Source organism: Caulobacter sp. Root1472, assembly GCF_001426985.1.
Lineage (GTDB): Bacteria > Pseudomonadota > Alphaproteobacteria > Caulobacterales > Caulobacteraceae > Caulobacter > Caulobacter rhizosphaerae.
Map to the genome: position 1 here is coordinate 35,225 of NZ_LMFX01000034.1, position 24,326 is coordinate 59,550.

Annotated in this window: 28 protein-coding genes and 2 pseudogenes; 20 read left to right on the plus strand and 10 right to left on the minus strand. The window is 68.5% G+C overall.

Translation table 11 applies throughout. The annotated features are described in order from the left end of the window. Positions 1–64 precede the first annotated feature (64 nt). Positions 65–217, plus strand: a pseudogene (locus tag ASD47_RS28305) (hypothetical protein); the annotation flags it as partial. A gap of 293 nt (positions 218–510) precedes the next feature. On the opposite strand, the gene ASD47_RS19165 reads toward ASD47_RS28305, so the two are convergent. Next, positions 511–768 carry an aa3-type cytochrome c oxidase subunit IV gene (locus ASD47_RS19165; protein ID WP_056759958.1) on the minus strand — a complete coding sequence of 86 codons (258 nt, stop codon included), beginning with the start codon at positions 766–768 and terminating at the stop codon, positions 511–513. A 138-nt stretch (positions 769–906) separates the two neighbouring features. On the opposite strand from ASD47_RS19165, the gene ASD47_RS19170 reads away from it, so the two are divergent. Beyond that, on the plus strand, positions 907–1,335 hold the full coding sequence (locus ASD47_RS19170; protein ID WP_056759961.1) for a hypothetical protein: 429 nt from the start codon (positions 907–909) through the stop codon (positions 1,333–1,335). Here the strand turns inward: ASD47_RS19170 and ASD47_RS19175 are convergent. The 5 genes from ASD47_RS19175 to ASD47_RS19195 form a co-directional block, all read right to left on the minus strand. Then, positions 1,332–1,721, minus strand: coding sequence for an NUDIX domain-containing protein (locus tag ASD47_RS19175; protein ID WP_082564697.1), 390 nt, complete (start codon positions 1,719–1,721; stop codon positions 1,332–1,334). The genes ASD47_RS19170 and ASD47_RS19175 overlap by 4 nt on opposite strands. 198 nt (positions 1,722–1,919) lie before the next feature. Further along, on the minus strand, positions 1,920–3,014 hold the full coding sequence (locus ASD47_RS19180; RefSeq protein ID WP_056759963.1) for a serine hydrolase: 1,095 nt from the start codon (positions 3,012–3,014) through the stop codon (positions 1,920–1,922). A gap of 32 nt (positions 3,015–3,046) precedes the next feature. Continuing rightward, positions 3,047–3,910 carry an AraC family transcriptional regulator gene (locus ASD47_RS19185; protein WP_056759965.1) on the minus strand — a complete coding sequence of 288 codons (864 nt, stop codon included), beginning with the start codon at positions 3,908–3,910 and terminating at the stop codon, positions 3,047–3,049. A 1-nt stretch (position 3,911) separates the two neighbouring features. Then, a complete protein-coding gene (hemB, locus tag ASD47_RS19190) occupies positions 3,912–4,913 on the minus strand; it encodes a porphobilinogen synthase (RefSeq protein ID WP_056759967.1) in 1,002 nt (333 codons plus the stop codon). A 64-nt stretch (positions 4,914–4,977) separates the two neighbouring features. Further along, positions 4,978–5,424, minus strand: coding sequence for a DUF2147 domain-containing protein (locus ASD47_RS19195; protein WP_056759969.1), 447 nt, complete (start codon positions 5,422–5,424; stop codon positions 4,978–4,980). Between the two features lie 208 nt (positions 5,425–5,632). On the opposite strand from ASD47_RS19195, the gene ASD47_RS19200 reads away from it, so the two are divergent. The 7 genes from ASD47_RS19200 to hemA all read left to right on the plus strand — a co-directional run bounded on the left by ASD47_RS19200 (position 5,633) and on the right by hemA (position 11,527). Next, positions 5,633–6,772, plus strand: a complete 1,140-nt coding sequence (locus tag ASD47_RS19200) for an isobutyryl-CoA dehydrogenase (protein WP_056759971.1) — start codon at positions 5,633–5,635, stop codon at positions 6,770–6,772. Between the two features lie 46 nt (positions 6,773–6,818). Continuing rightward, positions 6,819–7,073, plus strand: a complete 255-nt coding sequence (locus tag ASD47_RS19205; RefSeq protein ID WP_200945277.1) for a type II toxin-antitoxin system Phd/YefM family antitoxin — start codon at positions 6,819–6,821, stop codon at positions 7,071–7,073. Between the two features lie 6 nt (positions 7,074–7,079). Then, on the plus strand, positions 7,080–7,478 hold the full coding sequence (locus ASD47_RS19210) for a hypothetical protein (protein WP_056759975.1): 399 nt from the start codon (positions 7,080–7,082) through the stop codon (positions 7,476–7,478). Then, positions 7,475–8,116, plus strand: coding sequence for a histidine phosphatase family protein (locus ASD47_RS19215; RefSeq protein ID WP_056759977.1), 642 nt, complete (start codon positions 7,475–7,477; stop codon positions 8,114–8,116). The genes ASD47_RS19210 and ASD47_RS19215 overlap by 4 nt, the downstream gene beginning before the upstream one ends. Next, positions 8,113–9,165, plus strand: a complete 1,053-nt coding sequence (locus ASD47_RS19220; protein WP_056759979.1) for an enoyl-CoA hydratase/isomerase family protein — start codon at positions 8,113–8,115, stop codon at positions 9,163–9,165. Before ASD47_RS19215 ends, ASD47_RS19220 begins: the two co-directional genes overlap by 4 nt. Positions 9,166–9,221: 56 nt before the next feature. Continuing rightward, positions 9,222–10,028: a class I SAM-dependent methyltransferase gene (locus ASD47_RS19225; RefSeq protein WP_056759981.1), complete on the plus strand. Its 807-nt coding sequence runs from the start codon at positions 9,222–9,224 to the stop codon at positions 10,026–10,028. Positions 10,029–10,300: 272 nt separating this feature from the next. Continuing rightward, a complete protein-coding gene (hemA, locus tag ASD47_RS19230; RefSeq protein WP_056759983.1) occupies positions 10,301–11,527 on the plus strand; it encodes a 5-aminolevulinate synthase in 1,227 nt (408 codons plus the stop codon). Positions 11,528–11,659: 132 nt separating this feature from the next. On the opposite strand, the gene ASD47_RS19235 is transcribed toward hemA, so the two are convergent. After that, the gene (locus ASD47_RS19235; protein ID WP_056759985.1) at positions 11,660–12,100 is read right to left on the minus strand and encodes a MucR family transcriptional regulator; all 441 of its coding nucleotides are present in this window, start codon (positions 12,098–12,100) and stop codon (positions 11,660–11,662) included. Between the two features lie 211 nt (positions 12,101–12,311). On the opposite strand from ASD47_RS19235, the gene glyA reads away from it, so the two are divergent. The 8 genes and pseudogenes from glyA (at position 12,312) to ASD47_RS19270 (ending at position 19,315) form a co-directional block, all read left to right on the plus strand. Beyond that, the gene (gene glyA, locus ASD47_RS19240; RefSeq protein ID WP_056759987.1) at positions 12,312–13,616 is read left to right on the plus strand and encodes a serine hydroxymethyltransferase; all 1,305 of its coding nucleotides are present in this window, start codon (positions 12,312–12,314) and stop codon (positions 13,614–13,616) included. A gap of 31 nt (positions 13,617–13,647) precedes the next feature. Continuing rightward, positions 13,648–14,121 carry a transcriptional regulator NrdR gene (nrdR, locus tag ASD47_RS19245; protein ID WP_028040434.1) on the plus strand — a complete coding sequence of 158 codons (474 nt, stop codon included), beginning with the start codon at positions 13,648–13,650 and terminating at the stop codon, positions 14,119–14,121. Positions 14,122–14,254: 133 nt separating this feature from the next. Beyond that, on the plus strand, positions 14,255–14,719 hold the full coding sequence (locus ASD47_RS19250; protein WP_056759989.1) for a 6,7-dimethyl-8-ribityllumazine synthase: 465 nt from the start codon (positions 14,255–14,257) through the stop codon (positions 14,717–14,719). Beyond that, entirely contained in the window at positions 14,716–15,177 is a 462-nt protein-coding gene (gene nusB / locus ASD47_RS19255) for a transcription antitermination factor NusB (protein ID WP_056759991.1), read from the plus strand. The genes ASD47_RS19250 and nusB overlap by 4 nt, the downstream gene beginning before the upstream one ends. Next, positions 15,086–16,234: a thiamine-phosphate kinase gene (thiL, locus tag ASD47_RS19260; RefSeq protein ID WP_056759993.1), complete on the plus strand. Its 1,149-nt coding sequence runs from the start codon at positions 15,086–15,088 to the stop codon at positions 16,232–16,234. Before nusB ends, thiL begins: the two co-directional genes overlap by 92 nt. Before the next feature lie 24 nt (positions 16,235–16,258). Beyond that, positions 16,259–16,358 (plus strand): annotated as a pseudogene (locus tag ASD47_RS27725) (hypothetical protein). A 35-nt stretch (positions 16,359–16,393) separates the two neighbouring features. Continuing rightward, entirely contained in the window at positions 16,394–16,924 is a 531-nt protein-coding gene (locus tag ASD47_RS19265; protein ID WP_056759996.1) for a hypothetical protein, read from the plus strand. A gap of 252 nt (positions 16,925–17,176) precedes the next feature. Continuing rightward, positions 17,177–19,315, plus strand: coding sequence for a sodium-translocating pyrophosphatase (locus ASD47_RS19270; protein ID WP_056759997.1), 2,139 nt, complete (start codon positions 17,177–17,179; stop codon positions 19,313–19,315). Positions 19,316–19,507: 192 nt separating this feature from the next. Here the strand turns inward: ASD47_RS19270 and ASD47_RS19275 are convergent, their stop codons facing one another. Beyond that, positions 19,508–19,849, minus strand: a complete 342-nt coding sequence (locus ASD47_RS19275; RefSeq protein ID WP_056759999.1) for a hypothetical protein — start codon at positions 19,847–19,849, stop codon at positions 19,508–19,510. Between the two features lie 190 nt (positions 19,850–20,039). Here ASD47_RS19275 and ASD47_RS19280 point away from each other — a divergent pair, with 190 nt between their 5' ends. Then, entirely contained in the window at positions 20,040–21,824 is a 1,785-nt protein-coding gene (locus ASD47_RS19280) for an SLC13 family permease (protein ID WP_056760001.1), read from the plus strand. Between the two features lie 12 nt (positions 21,825–21,836). On the opposite strand, the gene ASD47_RS19285 is transcribed toward ASD47_RS19280, so the two are convergent. Then, positions 21,837–22,409: a response regulator gene (locus tag ASD47_RS19285; protein WP_230983789.1), complete on the minus strand. Its 573-nt coding sequence runs from the start codon at positions 22,407–22,409 to the stop codon at positions 21,837–21,839. A 162-nt stretch (positions 22,410–22,571) separates the two neighbouring features. Beyond that, on the minus strand, positions 22,572–23,060 hold the full coding sequence (locus tag ASD47_RS19290; RefSeq protein WP_056760003.1) for an outer membrane protein assembly factor BamE: 489 nt from the start codon (positions 23,058–23,060) through the stop codon (positions 22,572–22,574). A gap of 121 nt (positions 23,061–23,181) precedes the next feature. On the opposite strand from ASD47_RS19290, the gene ASD47_RS19295 reads away from it, so the two are divergent. Beyond that, positions 23,182–23,712, plus strand: a complete 531-nt coding sequence (locus ASD47_RS19295) for a ubiquinol-cytochrome C chaperone family protein (protein ID WP_056760006.1) — start codon at positions 23,182–23,184, stop codon at positions 23,710–23,712. Beyond that, positions 23,697–24,254, plus strand: a complete 558-nt coding sequence (locus tag ASD47_RS19300; protein WP_056760007.1) for a DUF177 domain-containing protein — start codon at positions 23,697–23,699, stop codon at positions 24,252–24,254. The genes ASD47_RS19295 and ASD47_RS19300 overlap by 16 nt, the downstream gene beginning before the upstream one ends. Positions 24,255–24,326: the final 72 nt, after the last annotated feature.

Here is a 24,326-nt window from a genome sequence, read left to right on the forward strand (position 1 = left end):
ACAGAGCTTCCCGCTCGATCGCCCCCCGCCGCCGCATCGGTCGCTGGCCATGCGCCCTTTCCCNCTCCAGAGACGCGAGGTTTGGTCCAAAAGGACCGCCGACAGAGCTTCCCGCTCGATCGCCCCCCGCCGCCGCATCGGTCGCTGGCCATGCGCCCTTTCCCTGCGACGAGGTGGGTACAGGATACGGGCGATCTGGAAGGGGGGGATAAGTTAGGTCGAGAAAGCTCAGAGTATTGAAATCCCGAAGTTTTGTTGCCTGAACGCCGAGCGTAAGTCGGGGACGTGCACTCATGGCGGGGCGTCGCGGATCAATCTACGGCCTCAGGGTGAGTGCATGTCCCCAACGCCATCCACGCCGCCATGGGACTTCAGCCCCGGACTCAGCGGATCCGTTGGGGACACGCACTCACAGCCAGCGCCCGCGAACCGGCCCACGCACCGCCGTGAGTGCGCGTCCCCGGCTGTCGCCGACGATCAGGCCAGGACCGGGGCCGTCAGGTCGGGGCCCTAGCGCCCCTCGACCCACAGGCTCAGCGGCTGCTTTTCCTCGTGGCGCACCAGGATCATGTAGCCGACCGCGAACACCACGATCCCGGCGATCAGGCCGCCCCAGAAGCCGGCCGAGGTCGCGAACCACAGGGTCAGGGTCGGGATGACGGTGGCCAGGCCCAGCATGCACCATCGCAGCAGGACGCTGAAGCCATGATAGGTCTGCTCATGGGCCAGCAGTTCGGGTTTTCCGGTGTCGTTGAAATCGGCGTCCATGCGTCACCTCCGCTTGTCGTTGAGGTTCAGACCGGGCCGTTTGTACGCGGCCTTCGGCCGAACACTAGAAACACCCTAAGCCCATTCCCGGTTTCGCGCGAGGCCTCGACCTTGACGGGCGCAGCGGGACCTAAGCCTATGTCGGCGCGAGGGGCGGGGCGGATCATCATCATGGCGGCGAGCGGCAATCTGACGGGCATCTGGCAGGGGCTCTATCACTATCCCAGGGCCCGGGCGCCGGTCGGCTTCACGGCCACCCTGATCGAGAGCGGCGCCTGGCTCAGCGGCTCGATCCACGAAACCGTCCAGGACGAATGGGGCGACTGGTGCGAGGCTTTCTCCACCCTGCTGGGCAAGCGCGCCGGCCAGGCTGTGACCTTCGCCAAAACCTATGACGGGGGCAATGGCTGGACCCACTCGGTCCGCTATGAGGGCGCGCTGAGCGACGACGCCACCGAGGTCGAGGGCCGATGGTCGCTTCCCGGAAACGGGTCGGGCAAGTTCCTGATGATCCGGCCGGAAGGGCGGCGGGCGACGATCCTGCGCGAGGCGTTCGAGCGGATCTAGGCGGCCAGCGCCGCCAGCACCGTCCGCATCAGTGGGGCCAGCACGATGTCGCCCGGCGCGGCGGGGTCGATCCAGGCCAGTTCCTCGATCTCGGCCTGGGCCGCGATCCGCCCCTCGACGGTCGCCAGATAGGTCGCCGCCCGCACGGTGAAGCCGGGTTCGTTGGCCGCCGGGGCCTCGAAGGCGCCCAGCAGGGTCGCGCTGATCAGCCGGCAGCCGATCTCCTCGTCCAGTTCGCGCGCCAAGGCGGTCAGGTCGTCCTCGCCGGGTTCACGCTTGCCGCCCGGCTTCATGAAGATCGCCGTGCCACGCTTGCGGACCACCAGCATGCGGCCGGTCGCGTCGCGGATCACGGCGGTGACGATGTCGATGCTGGGCCCGGTCATGCGTCCAGCTTAGCGGCGTGCGAGATTCGCGTCGCCAGGCGCCGTGGACGGCTAGGCATTTAACGTTGAGGCGGCGCCCTCGTCCTTCGACAGGCTCAGGATGAGGGCTACTTGTGGGGGCGGTTCAGTAGAGTTCCTCATCCTGAGCCTGTCGAAGGACGAGGAATTCGGCCCAAGACCGTCAACTGTCCGCAGCCGCTAACGCTCGACCGCCGCCAGGATGTGCTCGGTGAGCAGCTTTTCCGAGATCGCGTGCGGCTGGCGGACGCCGAAATTGGTGGTGGTGATCACCGCCACCAGGGCCAGGTCGGGCACGATCACGACCTTGTTGCCGCCCGTGCCGCTCATCACCCAGGCCTTGTGGCCGCCGAAGGTCTGCAGCCAGATCAGATAGCCGTAGTCGGCGTCAGACCGGGCCTGGGCGTGCGGCGCCGTGGCGGCGGTGACATAGGCCGCGGAGAGCACCTGCCGGCCGTTCCAGCGACCCTGGTCCAGGTAGAGCTGACCCAGTTTCAGCAGGTCGCGGCTGCGCAGGCCCAGCCCGCCGCCGCCTTGGGCCAAGCCCAGGGGCGAGACCTGCCATTCGGGCTTGTCGATCCCCAAGGGGCCGAACAGGACCTCGTCGGCGAAGGCGGGCAGGGGCTTGCCGACCGCGCCCTGGATCACCGCCCCCAGGGTGGTGACGCCGGCGGTGCAGTAGCTGAAGGCCCGGCCATAGGGCGACGCCTCCGGCCTGGGCGACCAGGCCGGGAAGCCGCGCACCGGCAGGTCGAGATAGAAGCCCACCCAGTCCTCGATCAGGTACATCCGCTCCTCGTTGCCGCGCGAATATTGGTTGTCGTCGTCGCATTCGGCGATCGAGCTCATGGTCAGCAGGTCTTCCACCGTGACCTTGTCCTTGCGCGGATCGGGATTGGCGGCCGGCGGGTGGTCCTTGAGATAGGCCTTGATCGGGGCCGAGACGCCGGGCAGGGCGTGGCGGTCGAGGGCGGCGCCGGCCAGCATGGCCGTCACGGTCTTGGTCACCGAGCGGGTGTTGCGCCGCGCCTCGGCCCCGCCGTCGGGCTTGCCGTCGTCGTAATAGGCCTCGAAGGCCAGCTTGCCGTGGCGGGCGATCAGCACGCTGGTGATCTGCTGGAACTGGCCGGCCTTGATGGCGGTCGACATGGCGTCGAGCCGAGCGGTCGACAAGCCTTCGGCGGCCGGCGCGGCCGTGAGCCAATCCGACGGCGCGGCTTGAACGGCCAGCGGGGCGGCCAGAAGCAGGGCGGCGGCGAGCAGCAGGGATTTCACGGGACTCTCCGGACGGACGTGACCCTCTTCGTCTAGCCGGCGGCCCGGACCGCGTCTTGGACGGGTGAAACATCCAGCGGCCGTCCGCACAGCCGTGCGAACTCGCCCGGCGTGACGCCATAGGCCTGGCGGAACTGGCGGTTCAGATGGCTCTGGTCGCAGAAGCCCGACGCCAGGGCGATCTGGCCGATCGAGGCGCGGCCGCGCATCAGCAGGTCGGCGGCGCGCTCCAGTCGGCGAGTGCGCAGGCGCTCGCCCGGCGCCGCGCCCAGCCATCGGCGATAGCCGCGGGCCAAGTGGACCGGGTGGACGCCAGCCGCGCGGGCCACGTCGGCGATCGCGATGGGCTGGTCGAAGCTGTCGGCCAGGAAGGTCTCGGCCGTGGCCAGCCACGGCGGCGGACGGTCGCCATCGCTGACCGACGTCATTGCCTGGCCGGCCAGTTCCAGGCCCAGGCTCTCCAGGGTCACTGGGTCGGCGTCGCGGCTGAGCAGGGTCCGGGTCAGGCGCAGGGCGGCGCGGCGGGCGGCCGGACCCGTCAGACGCAGGGCGTCGGCGGCCACGCGCCTGGAGACCTCCGAAAGCTCGCGCCAGACGGCGGGCTCGAAGCTGACCGCCAGGAAGTAGCCGCCGGCGGCGACGAAGCGGTCGCGATGGATCACGCCGGGTGGGTTGTAGACCAGGACCGGCCCCTCGGTCTCCGGCCCCCAGGCGGTGGTCAGGTAGCGGCCGTGGGTGGCCAGGACGAAATGGGCGTCGTCGTGGCTGTGCTCGTGGACGTCCTCGGCGCTGGTGGTGGCCGACAGGTGGGCCAGGCGGACCTGAGGCAGGCGGCGCTCGACCGTTGGCGCGCCGTAGAACCGTCCCTGGCTGAAGGCGGTCCTCGGCGCGGCCATGTCAGCCCAGCTTTTCCGCCGCCCAGGGCGCGAAATAGCTGATGATCCCGGCCGCGCCGGCCCGCTTGAAGGCGGTCAGGCTTTCGAGGATGGCGCGCTCCTCGTCGATCCAGCCGTTCATGCCGGCGGCCTTGATCATCGCGTACTCGCCCGACACCTGGAAGGCGTAGGTGGGCATGCGGAACTCGTCGACCAGGCGGCGCAGGATGTCCAGATACGGCAGGCCCGGCTTGACCATGACCATGTCGGCGCCCTCGGCGATGTCGAGGGCGACCTCGCGGATGGCTTCCTCGCTGTTGGCCGGGTCCATCTGGTAGGTCTTCTTGTCGCCCTGGCCCGCCGACAGTTTCGCCGAGCCGATGGCGTCGCGATAGGGGCCGTAGAACGCCGAGGCGTACTTGGCGGCGTAGGACATGATCATGGTGTCCTGGAAGTTGGCGCCTTCCAGGGCCGCGCGCAGCTTGCCGATCCGGCCGTCCATCATGTCGGATGGGGCCAGGATGTCGGCGCCGGCCTGCGCCTGCATCAGCCCCTGTTCGATCAGCCGCTCGATGGTCGGGTCGTTGAGGATCTTGCCGCCCTCGACCACGCCGTCGTGGCCGTGGTCGGTGAAGGGGTCGAGCGCCACGTCGCACATGATGCCGACCTCGGGGGCGGCGTCCTTCATGGCCTTGACGGCGCGGGGGATCACCCCGTCCGGATCGGCGGCGATCGAGCCGGCGGCGTCCTTCCGGGCCCCGTCGATATGCGGGAAGACGGCGATGGCCGGGATGCCCAGGTCGCGGGCCCGCACGGCGGCCTTGGCGGCGTCCTTGACGCTGAGGCGCTCGACGCCGGGCATCGAGGCCACCGGGATCGTCCCTTCGCCCTCGTGCACCACCATCGACCAGATCAGGTCGGACGGCTCCAGCGTGGTCTCGCGGACCAGGCGGCGGGTCCAGTCGGCCTGGCGCAGGCGGCGCAGGCGGGTGGCGGGGTAGGGGGCGAGGGGCGGCGTGGTCATGGCCTAGGGTTTCGCGCGGCGGGCGGCGCGAGGCAAGGCGGTTGGTTGCTTAAGGGCGCTCGAACTAGGGGGCGTAGTTGACGTTTTCGGCCCGCGCCTGCTGCACGCCGTCGATGCGGCGCCAGACCTGGGACTTGCAGATCAGCCCGCCCAGGACGCAACCTTTGGCCTTCATGGTGCGGCCGTCGATGAACTCGGCGGTGCCGACCAGGGTGACCTTCAGGGTCGGCACGAAGACCTTGCCGCGCATGTTGCCGTTGCGGGTGGGCTCGAAGTCGCGCAGCAACTGCTGGCCGACCAGGGTGGTCAGGCCGCTCTTGCGCGCGTCGGCCTCGGCCTTGGGGCTGGCATAGACCACGGTGCCGCAGGTGCTGGTCCCGCAGCTCTTGATCGCGACCCGGACATTGTCCTTGGGGCCGGTCCACACGCCGAGATCGGCGGCCTGGGCCGGTGCGGACACGAGGGTGACCAACGCCGCGAGGGCGGCGAAAACGGCAGTGAACTTACGCATGACAGAAAGACTACGCCTCCGATGGCCGCGATTTGATACTGGAGGACGGGCGGATCAAGGGCGGTGCGACACTTCGTTCCGGCTTTTTGCGCACTGCGGCATTCAAAGTCAGCAAGTGAGATATGATTGACACAGTCGCGGCGGCGCGGCACGTCAGCGACCAAGAAGGATAGGGGTTCAGTCTGCCCCGCTTGGGAGGATATCGCGCATGGATTTCGCGCTCAACGACGATCAACGCGCGATCCAGGACATGGCCTCGGGCTTCGCGGCGGAACGCCTTGCCCCGCATTCCGCCGAATGGGACGAGAAGAAGCACTTTCCGGTCGACGTGCTGCGCGAGGCGGCGGGCCTGGGTTTCGCCGGGATCTATGTCCAGGACGATGTCGGCGGCAGCGGCCTGTCGCGCCTCGACGCCTCGATCATCTTCGAGGCCCTGAGCTACGGCGACGTGCCGACGGCGGCCTATCTGACGATCCACAACATGGCCTCGTGGATGATCGACCGGTTCGGCTCCGACGACCTGCGCCGGCGCTACCTGCCGCGCCTGACGACCATGGAACTGATCGCCAGCTACTGCCTGACCGAGCCGGGCTCCGGCTCGGACGCCGCCAACATGCGCACCACCGCCCGGCTGGACGGCGACCACTATGTGCTGAACGGCGGCAAGGCCTTCATCTCGGGCGGCGGGGTGTCGGACGTCTATGTGGTCATGGCCCGGACGGGCGGCGACGGGGCCAAGGGCGTCTCGGCCTTCGTGGTCGAGAAGGGGACGCCGGGCCTCAGCTTCGGCGCCAACGAGCGCAAGATGGGCTGGAACGCCCAGCCGACAGCCGCCGTGAACTTCGATGACTGCCGGGTGCCGGTCGCCAACCGCATCGGCCAGGAAGGCGAGGGCTTCCGCTTCGCCATGATGGGGCTGGACGGCGGGCGGCTGAACATCGCCTCGTGCTCGCTGGGCGGCGCCCAGTTCGCGCTCGACACCGCCAAGGCCTATCTCGAGACCCGCAACCAGTTCGGCAAGGCCCTGAAGGACTTCCAGGCCCTGCAGTTCAAGCTGGCCGACATGGCCACCGAGCTGGAGGCCGCCCGTCTGATGGTGCGCCGCGCCGCCCACGCCCTGGACAACCGCGACCCGCAGGCCACCAAGCTGTGCGCCATGGCCAAGCGCTTCGCCACCGACGCCGGCTTCCAGGTGGCCAACGACGCCCTGCAGCTGCACGGCGGCTACGGCTACCTGCAGGACTATCCGCTGGAACGCATCGTCCGCGACCTGCGGGTCCACCAGATCCTGGAAGGCACCAACGAGATCATGCGGGTGATCATCGCCCGCGAGATGTTCCGGCAGTGATGATGCGGTAAGGTCTAGCGATCAGAGACGGATGGGGAGGCAGGCCGTGCGTGAAATCGATGTCGCCAAAGCCAAGACCCACCTCTCGGCATTGCTAAAGGCCATCGAACAGGACGGCGAGACGGTCGTGATCACCCGGAATGGGCATGCCGTGGCGCGGTTGGGGCCGGCGGACGCCGCTGAAGGCTCGCCACGGCCGCGCAAACTTTCCGGCATGGATTTGGTGCAGCATTTACAAGCCCTGCGCGAGCCAGTGGCGCAAGCCAATTCGAGCACCGACGAACCGCCTGGGAAGACCTGAAACGCCATGCAAGACGATGAGATGCCGGTCGAGTTCCCGGACTTCAACGACGAGGACGGTCCGCCACTGAAGGCGGGCGTGGCCTGCGAGCGGACCTACCAGGTCGTCATCGGCGGCGCGCCGCAGCCGTTGTACTGTCAATGGTTGGTGCCGGAGCCGTGGGGCTCCAGTTGGCTTTGCCGCGCGACGATCACCATGGCGAACGGGCAGATCAGAAATCTGAAGACCGGCGGCGTCGACTCCGCCCAAGCTTTGATCTTGGCCTTGCAACGGGTCGCCGCTGACCTTTTGGATGGGGACATTCCCGCCTACTGGTTCGACGAGGACGACGATCTCGGTTTGCCCTACATGGACTTGGTCGCCGAAGATGTCGCCGCGCGCAAAGCCAGGTTCGAAGCCAAGTGATCTACCTCTGCCGCCACGGCGAAACCGAGTGGAACCGCGCGCATCGCCTGCAGGGCCAGTGCGAGTCCGACCTGACGCCGCTGGGCCGCGCCCAGGCCGGGGCGATGGCCGACCTGCTGCACGACCTGGTCAGGCGCGACCCCGCGCATCCCTGGCGGATCGTCGCCAGCCCGCTGCGGCGGGCGCGGGACACGGCCGGGACAATCGGCGCCCGGCTGGGCCTGACGGTCGAATTCGACGACCGGCTGATGGAGTTGACGGTCGGCGCGTGGGAAGGGCGCCTGCGAACTGACCTGGCGCGCGAGCACCCGGCGCTGTTCACCGACCGGACCTGGTTCTTCGCCGCGCCCGGCGGCGAGACCTACGACCAGGTGACAGCGCGGGTCGGCGGCTGGCTGGCCGAGCAGGCCGCCGAGCCGGAGCGGCGGCTGATCGTGGTCAGCCACGGCATCGCCGGCCGCCTGCTGCGCGGCGCCTATGCGGGCCTGTCGCCAGCCGAGACCCTGGAGCAGGACGTGCCGCAGGACGCGATCTATCGGCTGAGCGGCGGCCAGATCGACCGCCTCGACTGCGAACCGGTGGAAGAGCCCGAACGCGCCAAGCCAGCCGGCAGGGAAGTCGCCAAGGAAACCCTATGACCGACCAACCCGAAGTCCTTGTCCGCGTCCAGAAGAACGTCGGCCGGCTGACCCTGAACCGGCCGCAGGCGCTGCACGCCCTGACCCAGACCATGTGCGAGACGATGATCGGCGCGCTGCTGGACTGGCGGGACGATCCGGAGATCTACATGGTCGTCATCGACCATGCGGGCGAACGCGGCTTCTGCGCCGGCGGCGACATCCGCATGCTGGCCCGTAGCGGGGCGGGCGACGCGGTCGAGGCCCGGGCCTTCTTCCACACCGAGTACCAGCTGAACCACCTGCTGTTCACCTACGACACGCCCGTCGTGGCGATCCTGGACGGGGTGGTGATGGGCGGCGGCGTCGGGATCTCGATGCCGGCCCATTACCGGATCGCCACCGAGCGCACGACCTTCGCCATGCCCGAGACCGGCATCGGCCTGTTCCCCGACGTCGGCGGCGGCTGGTACCTGCCGCGCCTACCGGGCAAGGCGGGGCTGTGGCTGGCCCTGACCGGAGCGCGGATCAAGGGCGCGGACTGCCTGCGCCTGGGGATCGCCACCCACTTCGTCGAGTTCGGCGCCGTCGAGGGCCTGAAGAAGGCGATCATCGCCGACCCGCGTCGCATCGAGGAGACGCTGAGGAAATACCGCGCCGACGCCGGCAAGGCGCCGCTGGTCAGCTTCGAGCAGGACCTGAACCGCCTGTTCGTCGGCGTCGGCGTCGAACAGATCTTCGAATTCCTGGAGGCCGACAGCAGCGACTGGGGCAAGGCCCAGCTGGCGACGATGAAGACCAAGTCGCCCCAGACCCTGAAGGTCGCCTTCCGCCAGCTGGAGGCGGGGGCCGCGATGACCGACTTCGCCGACAACATGGCCATGGAATACCGCATTGGTTCGCGGGTGGTGCGACGGCACGATTTCATCGAGGGCGTTCGCGCCGTGATCATCGACAAGGACAACGCGCCGAAATGGGATCCAGCCAAGCTTGAAGATGTCTCCGACGCCATGTTGGATGAGATTTTCGCGCCGCTCCCGCTCGATCAGGAGTGGTCGCCGCTGACGTAGCGCGATTGCTGCGTTAGCTTGCCCGCAACGAGAAGACGCCGTCGGAAGGAATATCCATGCGTAAGCCGCTACTCAGCCTCGTCGCCGTGCTCGCCCTGGCGGGCTGCGCCACGACTCCGATGGGGCCCGCGGCGCCGCCGCCGCCGCCGCCCGCCGACGCCCCCGTGGCGGTTCCCGCCAACATCGCCGCGGCCCTGTCCGATTCGAATCGTCCCGCCGCCGACATCGTCCGCGACGAGAACCGCCTTCCGGGGCAGACCCTGGCGTTCGCCGGCGTCAAGCCGGGGGCCAAGGTCGCCGACCTGATTCCCGGCGGCGGCTATTTCACCCGCATCCTGTCCAAGGCCGTCGGGCCGCGCGGCCATGTCTACGCCTATGTGCCGGACGAGCTGACCAAGCTGGCCAAGCGCGAGCCGGCGGTGACGGCCATCGCCCGCGATCCGGCCTACAAGAACGTGTCGGTAATCCTCAACACCCTGCCCAACTTCGCCACGCCGGAGAAGCTGGACCTGGTGTTCACCGCCCAGAACTACCACGACATGCACGACAAGTTCATGGGCCCGGCCGACCTGTCGGTGGTCAACCGTCAGGTCTTCAAAGCCCTGAAGCCGGGCGGGGTCTATCTGGTCATCGACCATTCGGCCGAGGCCGGCTCGGGCCTGCGCGACACCGAAACCCTGCACCGTATCGACGCCGAGGCGGTCAAGCGCGAGGTGACCGCCGCCGGCTTCATCTTCGAGGGTGAAAGCCGGGTGCTGCGCGACCGGTCCGACACTCGCAAGGTCAGCGTCTTCGATCCGTCCATCCGCGGCAAGACCGACCAGTTCATCTACAAGTTCCGCAAGCCGGCCGGAGCGCGGTAGGGCGCGACCTAGCCCGGCGTCGTCTAGGAGGCGCATGCGCTTTTCGGGACGACGCCGGGCGGCGACATCGCCGATCGGGCCTGAACCGTTTGGCGGATTCTTCGCGAGGGTGTTCACTCAAGGTGTTCACTGACGCGATCGGTGCGTCCAATCGCGTAATTCAACACGATAGGTAAACGCACCTATGTGGACAGCGTGCGTCGCCGGTGCGAAAAGCCGAGCCTTGAGAAGGGACCGGTCGGACTCGTCGAAGTCCGTCGGATGAAGTGACCATGGACTACAAAGCCGCGTTCCGCAGCGTCGTCGACCAGATCCGCGACGAAGGCCGCTACCGGGTGTTCGCCGACGTGAAGCGCCATCGCGGCGCCTTCCCGCGCGCCACCTGGACGCGTCCGGACGGCGGCGAGAGCGAGATCGTGGTCTGGTGCTCGAACGACTATCTGGGCCAGGGCCAGAACCCCGTGGTGCTGGACGCCATGCACGCGGCGATCGACCAGCACGGCTCCGGCTCGGGCGGCACGCGCAACATCTCGGGCACCAACCACCACCATGTCGAGCTGGAGGCCGAGCTGGCCGACCTGCACGGCAAGGAGGCGGCCCTGCTGTTCACCTCGGGCTACGTCTCCAACGAGGCCAGCCTGTCGGCGCTGCAGAAGATCCTGCCGGGCCTGATCATCTTCTCCGACGCCCAGAACCACGCCTCGATGATCGCCGGCATCCGCAACGGCGGCTGCGAGCGTCACATCTTCCGCCACAACGACCTGGCGCATCTGGAGCAGCTGCTGGCCGCCGCGCCGGCCGACGCGCCCAAGCTGGTGGCGTTCGAGAGCGTCTATTCGATGGACGGCGACATCGCCGACATGGCCGGCACGGTGGCCTTGGCCAAGCGCTACGGCGCCATGACCTATCTCGACGAGGTCCATGCCGTGGGCATGTACGGCTCGCGCGGGGGCGGCGTCGCCGAGCGCGACGGCCTGATGGACCAGATCGACATCATCGAGGGCACCCTGGGCAAGGCGTTCGGCGTGATGGGCGGCTACATCACCGGTGATGCGGTGGTGGTCGACGCCATCCGCCTGGTCGCCTCGGGCTTCATCTTCACCACCTCGCTGCCGCCGGCCCTGACCGCCGGGGCCCTGGCCAGCGTGAAGTACCTCAAGCAGCATCCGGAGGTCCGCGAGGCCCACCAGGAGCGCGCCCGGACGCTGAAGGCGATGTTCAAGGCCGCCGGCCTGCCGGTGATGGACAACGACAGCCACATCGTCCCGGTGCTGGTCGGCGATCCCGTGCACTGCAAGATGATCAGCGATATGCTGCTGGCCGACCACGGCGTCTATGTGCAGCCGATCAACTACCCGACCGTGCCGCGCGGCACCGAGCGCCTGCGCTTCACCCCCACGCCCTTCCATACCGACGAGATGATGCGCAAGCTGGTCGGGGCGATGGAGAAGCTCTGGGCTCACTGCAACGTGGCCCGCATGGGCGGCCACGCGGCTTAGGTTTGCTCACCTAATAGTTGCCCTCCACCTGACCGCTTCGCGATCTGTCCGCCCCCATAGGGGGCGGAGCGCTCTTCCCCCTGTGGGGGAAGACGATCGCGAAGCGATCTGTAGGGGGCAAGTGGCAGGGCCTTACCGCCCCCGCATCTTCCCCTTGCCCAGACCGATCGACTTAGCGAAGTCGGAGCGGCGCTCGGCATAGGCGGGGGCCACCATCGGGTAGTCGCCGGGCAGGGACCATTTGCGCCGGTATTCCTCGGGGCTCATGTCGTAGTGGGTGCGCAGGTAGCGCTTGAGCATCTTCAGCTTCTTGCCGTCTTCCAGGCAGACGATGTAGTCGCGCTGCACCGACCGCGAGACCGGCACGGCGGGCTTGTTGCGCTCGGCGGGCTGCTGGTCGGTTTGCGCGCCGTTCAGGGCCGACAGGGCGCCATGGACCGAGCGGATCAGGTCGGGGATGGCCGTGCGCGCCACGGTGTTCTGGGCCACGTAGGCGGCGACGATGCTCGCGCTCAAGCCCAGAATGTCGACGTCGTCTTCATGGGGCCCCGCCTCGCCGTACGCCGTCGCCATACTCTTTCCGCCTGTCTTCGATCTGGTTGGAAGTCGCCAAAACGCCTGCGCCGCCAGCCCGACTGGCGCCGCTTCCTTCGCAACGTCCCGTCTTGGGATGAGGTTCCCGGATTGATCGCGGCGCGAAGGGGGTTAAAGAGAGCGCGACCGAACTCCGCCCGAGTCCGACACCTCGGCGTCCTTCCAGTCTCCCAGCCCCAGGAGAGCGTCCATGACCGCACCGGCCAGCAACATCACCGCCGACAAGAGCGCCTTCTTCGGGGCCGACCTGGCCGCGGCCGACCGCGACATCTTCGACCGCATCGGTTTGGAGCTGAACCGCCAGCAGAACCAGATCGAGCTGATTGCGTCGGAGAACATCGTCTCGCGCGCCGTGCTCGAGGCCCAGGGCTCGATCCTGACCAACAAGTACGCCGAGGGCTATCCGGGCAAGCGCTATTACGGCGGCTGCGAATATGTCGACGAGATCGAGACCATCGCCATCGAACGGGCCAAGGCGCTGTTCGGCGCCGGCTTCGCCAACGTCCAGCCGCACTCGGGCTCGCAGGCTAACCAGTCGGTGTTCATGTCGCTGCTGCAGCCGGGCGACACCTTCCTGGGCATGGATCTGGCCGCCGGCGGCCACCTGACTCACGGCAGCCCCGCCAATCAGTCGGGCAAGTGGTTCAAGCCGGTGTCCTACACCGTGCGCCAGCAGGACCAGCTGATCGACTACGACGCCGTCGAAGAGGTGGCCAAGGCCCACAAGCCCAAGCTGATCATCGCCGGGGGCAGCGCCTACAGCCGCCAGATCGACTTCGCCCGCTTCCGGCAGATCGCCGACGCGGTCGGCGCCTATCTGATGGTCGACATGGCCCACTTCGCGGGCCTGGTGGCCGGCGGCGTGTTCCCCAGCCCGATCCCCCACGCTCACGTGGTCACCACCACCACCCACAAGACCCTGCGCGGCCCGCGCGGCGGCATGGTGCTGACCAATGACGAGGCGATCATCAAGAAGGTCAATTCGGCGGTGTTCCCCGGCCTGCAGGGCGGTCCGCTGGAGCATGTGATCGCCGCCAAGGCGGTGGCGTTCGGCGAGGCGCTGCAGCCGTCGTTCAAGGCCTATGCGCAACAGGTGATCGACAACGCCAAAGCCCTGGCCGAGGCGCTGCAGACCCAAGGCGTCAACATCGTCTCGGGCGGCACCGACAGCCACCTGATGCTGGTCGACCTGCGTCCCAAGGGCGTGACCGGCCGCGACGCCGAGCACAGCCTCGAGCGCGCTCACATGACCTGCAACAAGAACGGCGTGCCCTTCGACACCGCGCCGTTCACCGTGACCTCGGGCATCCGCCTGGGCACTCCGGCGGGCACCACCCGCGGCTTCGGCACGGCCGAGTTCACCCGCGTGGGCCAACTGATCGGCGAGGTCGTCAACGGCCTGGCCGCCAATGGCCCGGACGGCAACGCCGAGGTCGAGGCCAGGGTGCGCGAGGAAGTCCTGGCCTTGACGGCAAGGTTCCCGATCTACAACTAATAGGCCTGCATCGGGCGGGAGGGCCTAGATCATGCGCTGCCCGTTCTGCGGCCATATGGAAAGCCAGGTGAAGGACAGCCGCCCGTCGGAAGACGGGGCGGCAATCCGCCGTCGTCGGCTCTGCCCGGAGTGCGGTGGCCGCTTCACCACCTTCGAGCGGGTGCAGCTGCGCGAACTGACCATCGTCAAGCGGTCGGGGCGGCGCTCGCCCTTCGACCGCGAGAAGCTGGTGCGCTCGATCTCGATCGCCACGCGCAAGCGGCCGGTCGATCCCGAGCGGGTCGAGCGGATGGTCAACGGCATCGTCCGGCAGCTGGAAAGCCAGGGCGAGACCGAGCTGCCGTCGTCGGCGGTGGGCGAAATGGTCATGAAGGCGTTGAAGTCGCTCGATGACGTCGCCTATGTCCGCTACGCCTCGGTGTATCGCGATTTCCGGGAAACCAGCGATTTCGCGAAGTTTCTGGGCCAGGAAGGCCTGAGCGACGTCGCCGAGGACGAACTATAGGCGCATCCTGTGATTCGGTTTCGGCGGCCCCGGACCGCCGGGGCGCTACAATTCGGTTTGGCGACGGCGCCGTTTGGTGCGAAGTGACCTGCCCTGCAGCAGACGCGCCCCGTCGAGGAGAAGTCAAAGGACTATGGTGGAAGACAAGATTCGCCTGCTGATCGTGGAGGCCCGGCGCTATTCGGGGCTTTCCGACGCGTTGCTGCAAGGTGCGGCGCAGGCGATCGACGCCCAGGGCGCCGAGTACGACGTGATCACCGTGTCCGAGGCGATGCAGATCCCCACCGCCATCGCCCTGGCCGAGGAGGCCGGCCATCGCCCCGTCGGCGTGCGCTATGACGGGTTCGTGGCGCTGGGCGTGATCATCCGCGGAGAGACCTATCATTCCGAGGTCATGGCCAACGAGACCGCGCGCGGCCTGAACGACCTGTCGTTCGGCAAGCGCCTGGCCATCGGCTACGGCGTCGTCAATGTCGACGAGGAAGATCAAGCCTGGACCCGGGCCCGCGCCTCGGAAGGCGATCGCGGCGGCAAGGCCGCCCAGCAGTGCCTGGAGATCGTGGGCTTGAAGCGTCAACTGGCGGGACAATCGCGATGAGCCGCGGCGATCGCATCCAGCCCCGCTCGGTGGCCCGCCTGGCCGCCGTCCAGGCCCTGTACCAGATGGAAGTCTCCGGCGTCGGCGTCGACGCGGTGGTCCGTGAATTCTCCGAGCACCGGTTCGACCGCGACGTCGACGGACCGGACGGCGATCGCCTGGCCCAGGCCGACGAGGCCTTCTTCGCCGAACTGGCCAAGGGCGTCGTCGCCCACCAGGCCGCCGTCGACCAGGCCATCGTCAAGCGCCTGGCCTCGGGCTGGAAGCTGGAGCGCCTGGACGCCACGGCCCGCGCGGTCCTTCGTTCCGGGGCCTATGAGCTGATGCACCGGCCCGACGTGCCGAAGGAGGTCGTGATCGACGAATATGTCGAGATCGCCAAATCGTTCTTCGAGGGACCGGAATCCGGTTTCATCAACGGCGCCCTGGACGCCATCGCGCGTGACGCCAGAAGCTGACGACGACTGGTTCGACGAGCCGACGGCGCAAGCGCCGGCGGTCGATGACGCGTGGTTCGATGAGGCCGCGACGCCGGCCGCCGCGCCGCCTGTCGACGAGTTCGGCCTGATCGAGCGGCTGCTGCGGCCGCTGACTCGCGGCGACCCGGCGGCGCTCAGCCTGCTGGACGACGCGGCCGTGCTGCCCTCGCGGCCGGGGTACGACCTGGTGATCACCAAGGACGCGATGGTGGCCGGCGTGCACTTCCTGGCCGGCGAGGACCTGGACGTGGTGGCCAAGCGCCTGCTGCGCACCAACCTGTCGGACCTGGCCGCCAAGGGCGCGGTTCCCTACGGCTATTTCCTGGCGGTGGGCTGGCCCTCGGGCACCACCCTGACCGACCGCGAGACCTTCGCCCGCGGCCTGGCCGAGGACGGCGAGTTGTACGACGTCAGCCTGCTGGGCGGCGACACCGTCACCACCTCGGGTCCGATGGTGGTCTCGGCCACCTTCCTGGGCTGGGTGCCCAGCGGCGACGCGGTGCTGCGCAAGGGCGCGCGGGTCGGCGACCGCCTGATGGTCAGCGGCACGATCGGCGACGGCTGGCTGGGCCTGCTGGCCCACTGGGGCGAGGTCGAAGACCCCGACGGCGGCCTGGTGCGCCGCTATCGCCTGCCGCCGCCGCGCCTGGCCATCCGCGACGCCCTGCGCGCCTATGCCCGCGCCGCGTCCGATGTCTCCGACGGCCTGCTGGCCGACGCCGCCCACGTGGCCAAGGCCAGCGGCCTGCGGGTCAAGGTCGACCTGGACCGCCTGCCGCTGTCGCCCGGCGCCCGCCACTGGCTGGGCGCCCAGCCGGAAGCCGGCGAGGCCCGGATGTCGCTGGCGTCGGGCGGCGACGACTACGAGATCGTCTGCGCCGTCGACCCCACCGACGTGGCCGCCTTCCAGGCCGCCGCCATGGCCGCCGGCGTCCCCGTGCGCGACATCGGCGAGTTCGTGGAAGGCGAGGGGATCTGCGCCCTGTTCAAGGGCAAGGACATCACCCCTGAGCGGCTGGGCTGGCTGCACGGCTGAGGCCTTGCGTCCTTCGAGGCTCGCCTGCGGCTCGCACCTCAGGATGAGGACGTCCTTGCACTGAATTCCTCATCCTGAGGCGCCCGCGCAGCGGGCCTCGAAGGACGTACCGCGTCGCCGGTAGCAAAGCCTCAAGCCTTCTCGGCTAAAGGGACGGAGATGATCCGTCCTTCGCCCGTCGCCCGCCGCGCCTTCCTGACCGCCTCGCTGGCCCTGCTGGCGACGCCGGCCCTGGCGCGTTCGGCCAAGAAGGAGAAGAAGGGCGGCAAGGAAGCCGAGGGCGAGGAAGCGCCCGATCCGGTGATCAAGCTGCAGTCGATGGCCCTGCCGGTCATCGCCGGCGGCAAGCTGGTGAACTACGTCTTCGTGCAGATGACCGTCACTCTGAAGCCCGGCGTGCTGGTCACGATTTTCGAGGGCAAGGAGCCGCTGCTGCGCGACGCCATCGTCCGCGAGGCCCACAACAGGCCGTTCGTGCGCCCCGACAGCTATGTCGCTCTCGACGAGGCCCGGCTGAAGGCCTCGGTGCAGCGCGAAGTCAACGGCCTGATCGGGCCGGGCAAGGTGGCGCTGGTGACCGTGGTCAAGCAGACGCCACGCAACTTCGTCGCGCCGCCGGCCAAGCCCGGGACAACGGCCAAGCCGGCGCCCCGGCCCACGTCGGCCGGCGACTCCGATCTCGTCCCCTAGCGTTCGCGCAAGCGCTCGAAGCCGCAGGCGCGGCCGAAAGCATGGCTGAACGCTGTTCCCGCAAGCGGTTGACACCCTGCGTCCATTTGGCACTGTCCATCCCTTGGCGCCGACCCGGCGTCATCAGGGAGCATCGAGGGGCATGAGGCCATAGGCCCGCCCGTCGCGTGCGGCCGGGGGCGGTCTTTCCGATCGTGATCCTGTCGAGGCGGCGACCCCTCGTGATTGAAACGCGAAGAGGGCGACTGACCGATGAGTTCTTGGCTTTATGTGGCCATAGGGGCCGGGCTGCTGGCGGTGCTTTACGGCGCCGTGCAGACGGCGTCTCTGATGCGGGCTTCGCCCGGCAATGCGAAGATGCAGGAGATCGCCGCGGCGATCCAGGAAGGGGCCCAGGCCTATCTGAACCGCCAGTATACGACGATCGCCATCGTCGGCGTGGTGGTCATCGCCCTGCTGGGCTTCTTCTTCAAGTCGTGGGAACAGCCGGTGGGCTTCGCCCTGGGCGCGATCCTGTCGGGCGCGGCCGGCTTCGCGGGCATGCTGATCTCGGTCCGGGCCAATGTCCGCACCGCCCAGGCCTCGTCCGAGAGCCTGTCCAAGGGCCTGTCGATGGCCTTCACCTCCGGCGCCGTGACCGGCATGCTGGTGGCGGGCTTCGCCCTGATCGGGGTGGCCGGCTATTTCGCCCTGCTGCTGTCCATGGGCCATGAGGGCACCGACCGGGTGGTCGTCGACTCGCTGGTCTCCCTGGGCTTCGGCGCCTCGCTGATCTCGATCTTCGCCCGCCTTGGCGGCGGCATCTTCACCAAGGGCGCCGACGTCGGCGGCGACCTGGTCGGCAAGGTCGAGGCCGGCATTCCGGAAGACGACCCCCGCAACGCCGCGACCATCGCCGACAATGTGGGCGACAATGTCGGCGACTGCGCCGGCATGGCCGCCGACCTGTTCGAGACCTATGCGGTGACCACGGTCGCGACCATGGTGCTGGCCGCGATCTTCTTCGGCGGGACCGAGGTGGTGTCGTCGATGATGCTGCTGCCGCTGGCCATCTGCGCGGTCTGCATCGTCACCTCGATCATCGGCTCGTTCGCCGTGCGCCTGGGCAAGAAGCAGAACATCATGGGCGCCCTCTACCAGGGCCTGATCGTCACCGGCGTGCTGTCGATCCCGGCGGTCTGGTACGTGATCCACCAGCTGGTCCCGATCTCGATCGAGTTGGACGGCCGGATGTTCACCGCCGACAACCTGTTCTACTGCGGTCTGGTCGGTCTGGCCGTCACCGCCGCCATCGTGGTGATCACCGAATACTACACCGGCACCAACTTCCGCCCGGTCAAGTCGGTGGCCCAGGCCAGCGTCTCCGGCCACGGCACCAACGTGATCCAGGGCCTGGCCATGTCGCTGGAGTCCACGGCCCTGCCGGCTTTGACGATCATCGTCGGCATCCTGGTGACCTACAACCTGGCGGGCCTGTTCGGCATCGCCATCGCCACCACCACCATGCTGTCCCTGGCCGGCTTCATCGTCGCCCTGGACGCTTTCGGCCCGGTCACCGACAACGCCGGCGGCATCGCGGAAATGGCCGGTCTGCCGCCCGAAGTCCGCGTCACCACCGACGCCCTGGACGCGGTGGGCAACACCACCAAGGCCGTCACCAAGGGCTACGCCATCGGTTCGGCCGGCCTGGGCGCCCTGGTGCTGTTCGCCGCCTATACCGAGGACCTGAAGTTCTTTTCGGACAACGCCGTGCCGGGCAGCTTCTTCGACGGCATGGGCGCGGTGACCTTCGACCTCTCCAACCCCTATGTGGTGGTCGGCCTGCTGTTCGGGGGGCTGCTGCCCTTCCTGTTCGGCGGCATGTCGATGACCGCCGTGGGCCGGGCGGCCGAGTCGGTGGTGGCCGAGGTGCGCCGCCAGTTCCGCGAGAACCCGGGCATCATGACCTACGAGGTCAAGCCCGAGTACGGCAAGGCGGTCGATATCCTGACCAAGGCGGCGATCCGCGAGATGATCGTGCCCTCGCTGCTGCCGGTGGTTTCGCCGGTGGTGCTGTTCTTCGTGATCCAGGCCATCGCCGGCAAGGTCGACGCGTTCGCCGCGCTCGGCGCCATGCTGATGGGCGTGATCGTCACCGGCCTGTTCGTCGCCATTTCGATGACCAGCGGGGGCGGGGCCTGGGACAACGCCAAGAAGGTGATCGAGGAAGGTTTCACCGACAAGGACGGCGTGCTGCACCAGAAGGGCGGCGACACCCATAAGGCGGCGGTCACCGGCGACACCGTCGGCGACCCCTACAAGGACACCTCGGGTCCCGCCGTGAACCCGATGATCAAGATCACCAACATCGTGGCCCTGCTGCTTCTCGCGGTCCTGGCCCACGGCGTCTGATGAAAGCCGTGCGTCCTTCGAGGCTTTGCTTCGCTACGCACCTCAGGATGAGGAAGTCAGCAAGATGTTCCTCATCCTGAGGCGACCGCGAACGCGGGCCTCGAAGGACGCAATGCGCTAGACGACTCTGACATGACGACGCCCCGGAGGTTTCCCTCCGGGGCGTTTTCCGTTGTGGGCGCGGCGCCAGGCTTAGCTGCGGCGACGGTCGTGGCGGTAGTCCTGGCGGTCGTGGCGCTCGATCCGAACCTGGCGGCTCAGGCGATCGAAGCGGGCGTCCAGGTCGGCGCGCTCGCGCATCGACAGGCCGTTGGACCGGCGATAGCTGGCCTCCAGACGGCTGAGCGAGCGGAACTCGCCACGCAGGCGCAGGGCTTCCGAACGGGTCAGCGAGCCGTTGCGGACGCCCTGGTCGATCCGGTGCTCCAGATTGGCCTGGCGCTGGTTGATGGTCTGCCACGGCGCGGCCTGGGCGGCCAGCGGGGCGGCGGCGACGGCGGCCAGGGCGGCCAGGGCGAGAAGAGTGCGCTTCATGATCTTGTCTCCGACGATGTCCTGTCGGGCGCTTGGCGCGTCCGATCGAGGCCATAAGACCCGGTCCCGGCTGAACGTTCCCGGAGCGCGTCGTTATCTGGCGTTCATGCGGCGGCGGTGAACGGAACGCGGCCATGGCCGTTGTCTGGGCAGGCCGAGCTGACGGTCAGGGTGGGGGAGACGACGACGCGTGACGTTGCAGCAGGGACTGTCCTTCGGCCTGATCGGCGCGACGGTGTTGTGCTTCATCTGGGGGCGCTGGCGTTACGACCTGATCGCGCTGGGCGCCCTGGCCCTAGGCGTGGTGTGCGGGCTGATCCCGATCAAGTCGGCGTTCAGCGGCTTTTCCAACGACATCGTGGTGATCATCGCCAGCGCCCTGGTGCTCAGCGCCGCCATCTCGCGCTCGGGTCTGGTCGACAGCCTGATGGCTCCGTTGTTGCCCCACCTGAAGGACGAGCGCACCCAGGTTCCGGTGCTGTCGACCGCCACGACGGTGCTGTCGATGGTCACCAAGAATGTCGGGGCCCTGGCGCTGATGATGCCGTCGGCCCTCCGCATCGCCCGCAACACCGGGGTGTCGCCGGGGCGGCTGCTGATGCCGATGTCGTTCGGTTCGCTGGTCGGCGGCTTGGCCGTGCTGGTCGGCACCTCGCCCAACATCATCGTCTCGGAGGTGCGGCGCGAGGCGCTGGGCAAGCCCTTCGCCATGTTCGACTTCATGCCGGTGGGCGGAACCTTGTCGGTGCTGGCGATCGCCTACCTGGCCTTCGCCTATCGCCTGCTGCCCAGGAGCCGGGCGGCGGCCATCGACATCGATGCGGCCCTGGCGGCCAACGCCTATGTCACCGAGGTGGAGGTCCCGGAGGGCTGGACGTTCGGACGCTGCCGGATCGCCGACCTGCAGAAGGCGGCGGGGGAGGCGGTGGTCGTCGTGGCCCTGCTGCGCGGTCGTCGGCGCATCGCCTCGCCGCATCCCAACCGCAAGCTCCTGCCCGGCGACGTCCTGCTGCTGGAAGGCCAGCAGCAGGAGCTGAACGAACTGATCGTCAAGGCCAGGCTGAAGCTCAGCGACGCCGACCGGCCGGTGGTCATGGAGGCGCCGACCGACGAGGTGCGGGTGGTCGAGGCGGTGATCGGCGCGGAGTCCGACCTGATCGGCCAGACCGCCAAGGGCCTGAGCCTGAACGACACCTACGGCGTCAACCTGCTGGGCGTCAGTCGGGCGGGCTACCGCATGGCCGGCCGCCTGGCGACCGTGCGGATGAAGGCCGGCGACATCCTGGTGCTGCAGGGCGCCGAACAGCTGCTGCCGGCGGCGCTGCAGGCCCTGGGCTGTCTGCCGCTGGCCGAGCGCGAGGTGCGGCTGGGGGGCTTTCGCCACGCCCTGCTGCCGACCGCCATCCTGGCCGCGGCCATGCTGCTGGTGGCGTTCGGCGTCCTGCCGGTGGCCGGCGGCTTCTTCGCGGCGGCCGTCGTGGTGGTGGCCACGGGCGCTCTGCGGATGCGCGAGGCCTATGCGGCCCTGGACGCCCCGGTGCTGGTGCTGGTGGCGGCCCTGATCCCGGTCAGCGACACGGTCCAGGCCAGCGGCGGCACCGACCTGATCGCCGGCTGGCTGTCGGGCGCGTTCCACGGCCTGCCCCCATTGCTGACCCTGACGGCGATGATGGCGGTGGCGATGGCGGCGACGCCGTTCCTGAACAACGCCGCCACGGTGCTGATCGTCGCCCCGATCGGGCTGGGTCTGGCCAAGCACCTGGGCCTGAGCCCCGACCCGTTTCTGATGGCCGTGGCGGTGGGGGCGGGCTGCGACTTCCTCACCCCGGTCGGCCACCAGTGCAACACCCTGGTGCTGGGGCCGGGCGGCTACCGGTTCGGCGACTACGCCCGGCTGGGCGCGCCGCTCACCGTATTGATCCTGGTCGTGGCCCCCAGCCTGATCGCCCTGGTCTGGCCGTTCGCCGGCCGCTGAGCGGGGCGATGGTCAGTACACGTCTTCCGGATCGAGAACCGGCTCGGGATCGGTCCGGCCATAGGCGTCGGCGAAGGCCGGAAAGTCGGCTGTCGGGGCCACGCCGCGCCGTTCCTGGCCGACATAGTCGTGGTCGATCCTGCGCCGACGGCAGGGACCGAAATAGGCGCCGGCCCGGACGAAGTCGCGCGGGTTGTTGATCACCTCGTTGACCCGGTGCAGCACGCCCCGCGCGGTCAGCGGCTTGGCCAGGAACTCGGTGACCCCGGCCATGCGCGCCTCGTCCAGGCTGGCGCGGGTGGCGTGACCGGTGACCATGATGATCGGCGTGTACGGATTGGCGCTGGCGGGCGAGGTGCGCACCCAGCGGATGAAGGCCAGGCCGTCGACCGGCTGCATCATCAGGTCGGTGAAGATGATGTCGACTTCGCGCTCGGTGACGGCCTTCAGGGCCTCGACGCCGTCGCAGGCCTCCAGGATCTTGCGCACGCCCAGCGACTTGAGGACCGTGGCGATGATCTCGCGCATCGGCGCGTTGTCGTCGATGATGAGCACCGTCAACGGGCGCAGGTCAGGCGCGCTCAAGATCTTCCCCCGGGGCGAGGGTCGCGGCGCGGCGACAGCCGTGGCGACCCTGCGCCCGGAGGATGGGGCGAGCGTCGTTGAGAAAACGTTGATACCGCGAAAAAATGTCGCAGAAAATCAGGTGGTTGTTCTTAACGGATTGCAGCGCGAGGACCGTCGGTCCTAGCGGCGGTCCTGCGGGCGGTTGCCTGGAACGTCCTGGTCGTCCTGGGGTAGCATGCCGCCGCGGCCGACGTTGCCCAGCAGCTGTTCGAGGATGGTCATCTCGCGGCCGCGGGTCGGGGTCTCATGGCCGTTATAGGCGATGACCTTGCCATCCTTCAGGGTGTAGGTGTCGACCGAGGCGACCTTTTCGTCGGCCGGGTTGAACTTGATCGCCACCACGTCGCGCTTGATCACCCGCGGCTTGTAGAAGGCCACGCGGTCGGTGGTCTGCGAAATGTAGTACCAGGCGTTCTGGTCGAAGGTCGAGGTGGCCGAGGGCGAGCCCAGCTTTTCGGTCACGGTCGACTTGCTGTCCTCGCCGATCTTCATGTCGGCGGGCTTGGCTTCGATGGCCTGGAAGCCCGAATAGCTCGTCAGCGGCGTACAGCCTCCGGCGACGGCGGCGAGGCCGATGACGGCGGCGGCGAAAACGGCGGGACGAGACATTGAGGCTCCGGAACCTTGAGCAGGCTGACTTTGACCTATCGCCCGCGCGGGCTTAGTTCAATGGTCCGCGTGGATCGAACGGCTAACTACTTCCGCGTCGCGGCGAAATCGAGGCCAAGTGATGTTTCTGGACCGGCTGCTCAAACCCAGGCCCGCCAAGGCGGCGGGGGGTAAACTCTATGCCTCGGCGGTGGCCCAGGCCCGTTCGCCGGCGTTCTACGCCCGGATGGGAGTGAACGACTCGATGGAAGGGCGGTTCGAGCTGTTCACCCTGCATGTGGCCCTGCTGCTGGAACGACTGAAGGGGCAGGGCGAGTCGGCGGCCGAGGTTTCGCAGGAGACTTTCAACGCCTATACTCGCGGCCTGGACGACGCCTTCCGCGAGATCGGCGTCTCCGACACCGCCGTCGGCAAGAAGATGAAGAAGCTGGTCGGCGCCGCCTATGGCCGCCTCAAGGCGTTCGACGAGGCCGCCAAGGCCTTGCCCGACAGCTCGGTGCTGAGCGCCGCCCTGGCCCGTACGGCCTTCGAGGAGCGCGGCGAGGGCGACCTGACGGGCCTGACCGACTATGTGGTCGCCGCGCGCGACCAACTGGCGGCCCAGCCGCTGGAGACCCTGCTGCAAGGAGAGGCCCAATGGCCGAAGGCGTGATCGATCCCTGGCCCAGCGTGGTCGCCCTGGGGCGGGTCAGCCGCGGCGGCGTCGACCTGCGCTTCGAGCCGGACGAGGGCGCGCGCCGCGAGATCGCCAGGACCCTGGGCCTGGTGGCGCTGGAGTCGCTGACGGCCGAGATCTTCCTGCGGCCGTGGATGGACGGCGCCGAGGTTTCCGGCCTGATCCGCGCCCGGGTGACCCAGGTGTGCGGCGTCTCGGCCGACGAGTTCGAGGAGCCCATCGAATCGCGGTTCAGCGTCCACGTCCTGCCGGCCGACAGCGAATACGCGCCCCAGGACGAGGAAAGCGGCGGCGAACTGGGCATCGATCCGGACGGCGACGATCCGCCCGACGTGCTGGAGGGCGAGACCATCGACGTCTCCGGCTACGTCATCGAGCACCTGGCCCTGGAGCTGGATCCGTTCCCGCGCAAGCCGGGGGCGGTCTTTCAGCCGCCGGCCGAGCCCGTGGACCTTTCGCCGTTCGCCGCGTTGAAAAAGCTGAAGAGCGACCCCAACGCCGGGGGAGAAGGAGCCTGAAATGGCCGAGTCCTTCTGCTTGCGTGATATTTTCGCGGCTGTATCGTCCCGCCGCCTTGCCATCACCCTTGA

Excerpts from the sequence above, each read along its gene's own strand:
- ASD47_RS19165 (WP_056759958.1), bottom strand. The coding sequence starts at position 768 with ATGGACGCCGATTTCAACGACACCGGAAAACCCGAACTGCTGGCCCAT.
- ASD47_RS19170 (WP_056759961.1), top strand. The coding sequence starts at position 907 with ATGTCGGCGCGAGGGGCGGGGCGGATCATCATCATGGCGGCGAGCGGC.
- ASD47_RS19175 (WP_082564697.1), bottom strand. The coding sequence starts at position 1,721 with ATGACCGGGCCCAGCATCGACATCGTCACCGCCGTGATCCGCGACGCG.
- ASD47_RS19185 (WP_056759965.1), bottom strand. The coding sequence starts at position 3,910 with ATGGCCGCGCCGAGGACCGCCTTCAGCCAGGGACGGTTCTACGGCGCG.
- hemB (WP_056759967.1), bottom strand. The coding sequence starts at position 4,913 with ATGACCACGCCGCCCCTCGCCCCCTACCCCGCCACCCGCCTGCGCCGC.
- ASD47_RS19195 (WP_056759969.1), bottom strand. The coding sequence starts at position 5,424 with ATGCGTAAGTTCACTGCCGTTTTCGCCGCCCTCGCGGCGTTGGTCACC.
- ASD47_RS19200 (WP_056759971.1), top strand. The coding sequence starts at position 5,633 with ATGGATTTCGCGCTCAACGACGATCAACGCGCGATCCAGGACATGGCC.
- ASD47_RS19210 (WP_056759975.1), top strand. The coding sequence starts at position 7,080 with ATGCAAGACGATGAGATGCCGGTCGAGTTCCCGGACTTCAACGACGAG.
- ASD47_RS19220 (WP_056759979.1), top strand. The coding sequence starts at position 8,113 with ATGACCGACCAACCCGAAGTCCTTGTCCGCGTCCAGAAGAACGTCGGC.
- ASD47_RS19225 (WP_056759981.1), top strand. The coding sequence starts at position 9,222 with ATGCGTAAGCCGCTACTCAGCCTCGTCGCCGTGCTCGCCCTGGCGGGC.
- hemA (WP_056759983.1), top strand. The coding sequence starts at position 10,301 with ATGGACTACAAAGCCGCGTTCCGCAGCGTCGTCGACCAGATCCGCGAC.
- ASD47_RS19235 (WP_056759985.1), bottom strand. The coding sequence starts at position 12,100 with ATGGCGACGGCGTACGGCGAGGCGGGGCCCCATGAAGACGACGTCGAC.
- glyA (WP_056759987.1), top strand. The coding sequence starts at position 12,312 with ATGACCGCACCGGCCAGCAACATCACCGCCGACAAGAGCGCCTTCTTC.
- nrdR (WP_028040434.1), top strand. The coding sequence starts at position 13,648 with ATGCGCTGCCCGTTCTGCGGCCATATGGAAAGCCAGGTGAAGGACAGC.
- ASD47_RS19250 (WP_056759989.1), top strand. The coding sequence starts at position 14,255 with ATGGTGGAAGACAAGATTCGCCTGCTGATCGTGGAGGCCCGGCGCTAT.
- nusB (WP_056759991.1), top strand. The coding sequence starts at position 14,716 with ATGAGCCGCGGCGATCGCATCCAGCCCCGCTCGGTGGCCCGCCTGGCC.
- thiL (WP_056759993.1), top strand. The coding sequence starts at position 15,086 with ATGTCGAGATCGCCAAATCGTTCTTCGAGGGACCGGAATCCGGTTTCA.
- ASD47_RS19265 (WP_056759996.1), top strand. The coding sequence starts at position 16,394 with ATGATCCGTCCTTCGCCCGTCGCCCGCCGCGCCTTCCTGACCGCCTCG.
- ASD47_RS19270 (WP_056759997.1), top strand. The coding sequence starts at position 17,177 with ATGAGTTCTTGGCTTTATGTGGCCATAGGGGCCGGGCTGCTGGCGGTG.
- ASD47_RS19275 (WP_056759999.1), bottom strand. The coding sequence starts at position 19,849 with ATGAAGCGCACTCTTCTCGCCCTGGCCGCCCTGGCCGCCGTCGCCGCC.
- ASD47_RS19290 (WP_056760003.1), bottom strand. The coding sequence starts at position 23,060 with ATGTCTCGTCCCGCCGTTTTCGCCGCCGCCGTCATCGGCCTCGCCGCC.
- ASD47_RS19295 (WP_056760006.1), top strand. The coding sequence starts at position 23,182 with ATGTTTCTGGACCGGCTGCTCAAACCCAGGCCCGCCAAGGCGGCGGGG.
- ASD47_RS19300 (WP_056760007.1), top strand. The coding sequence starts at position 23,697 with ATGGCCGAAGGCGTGATCGATCCCTGGCCCAGCGTGGTCGCCCTGGGG.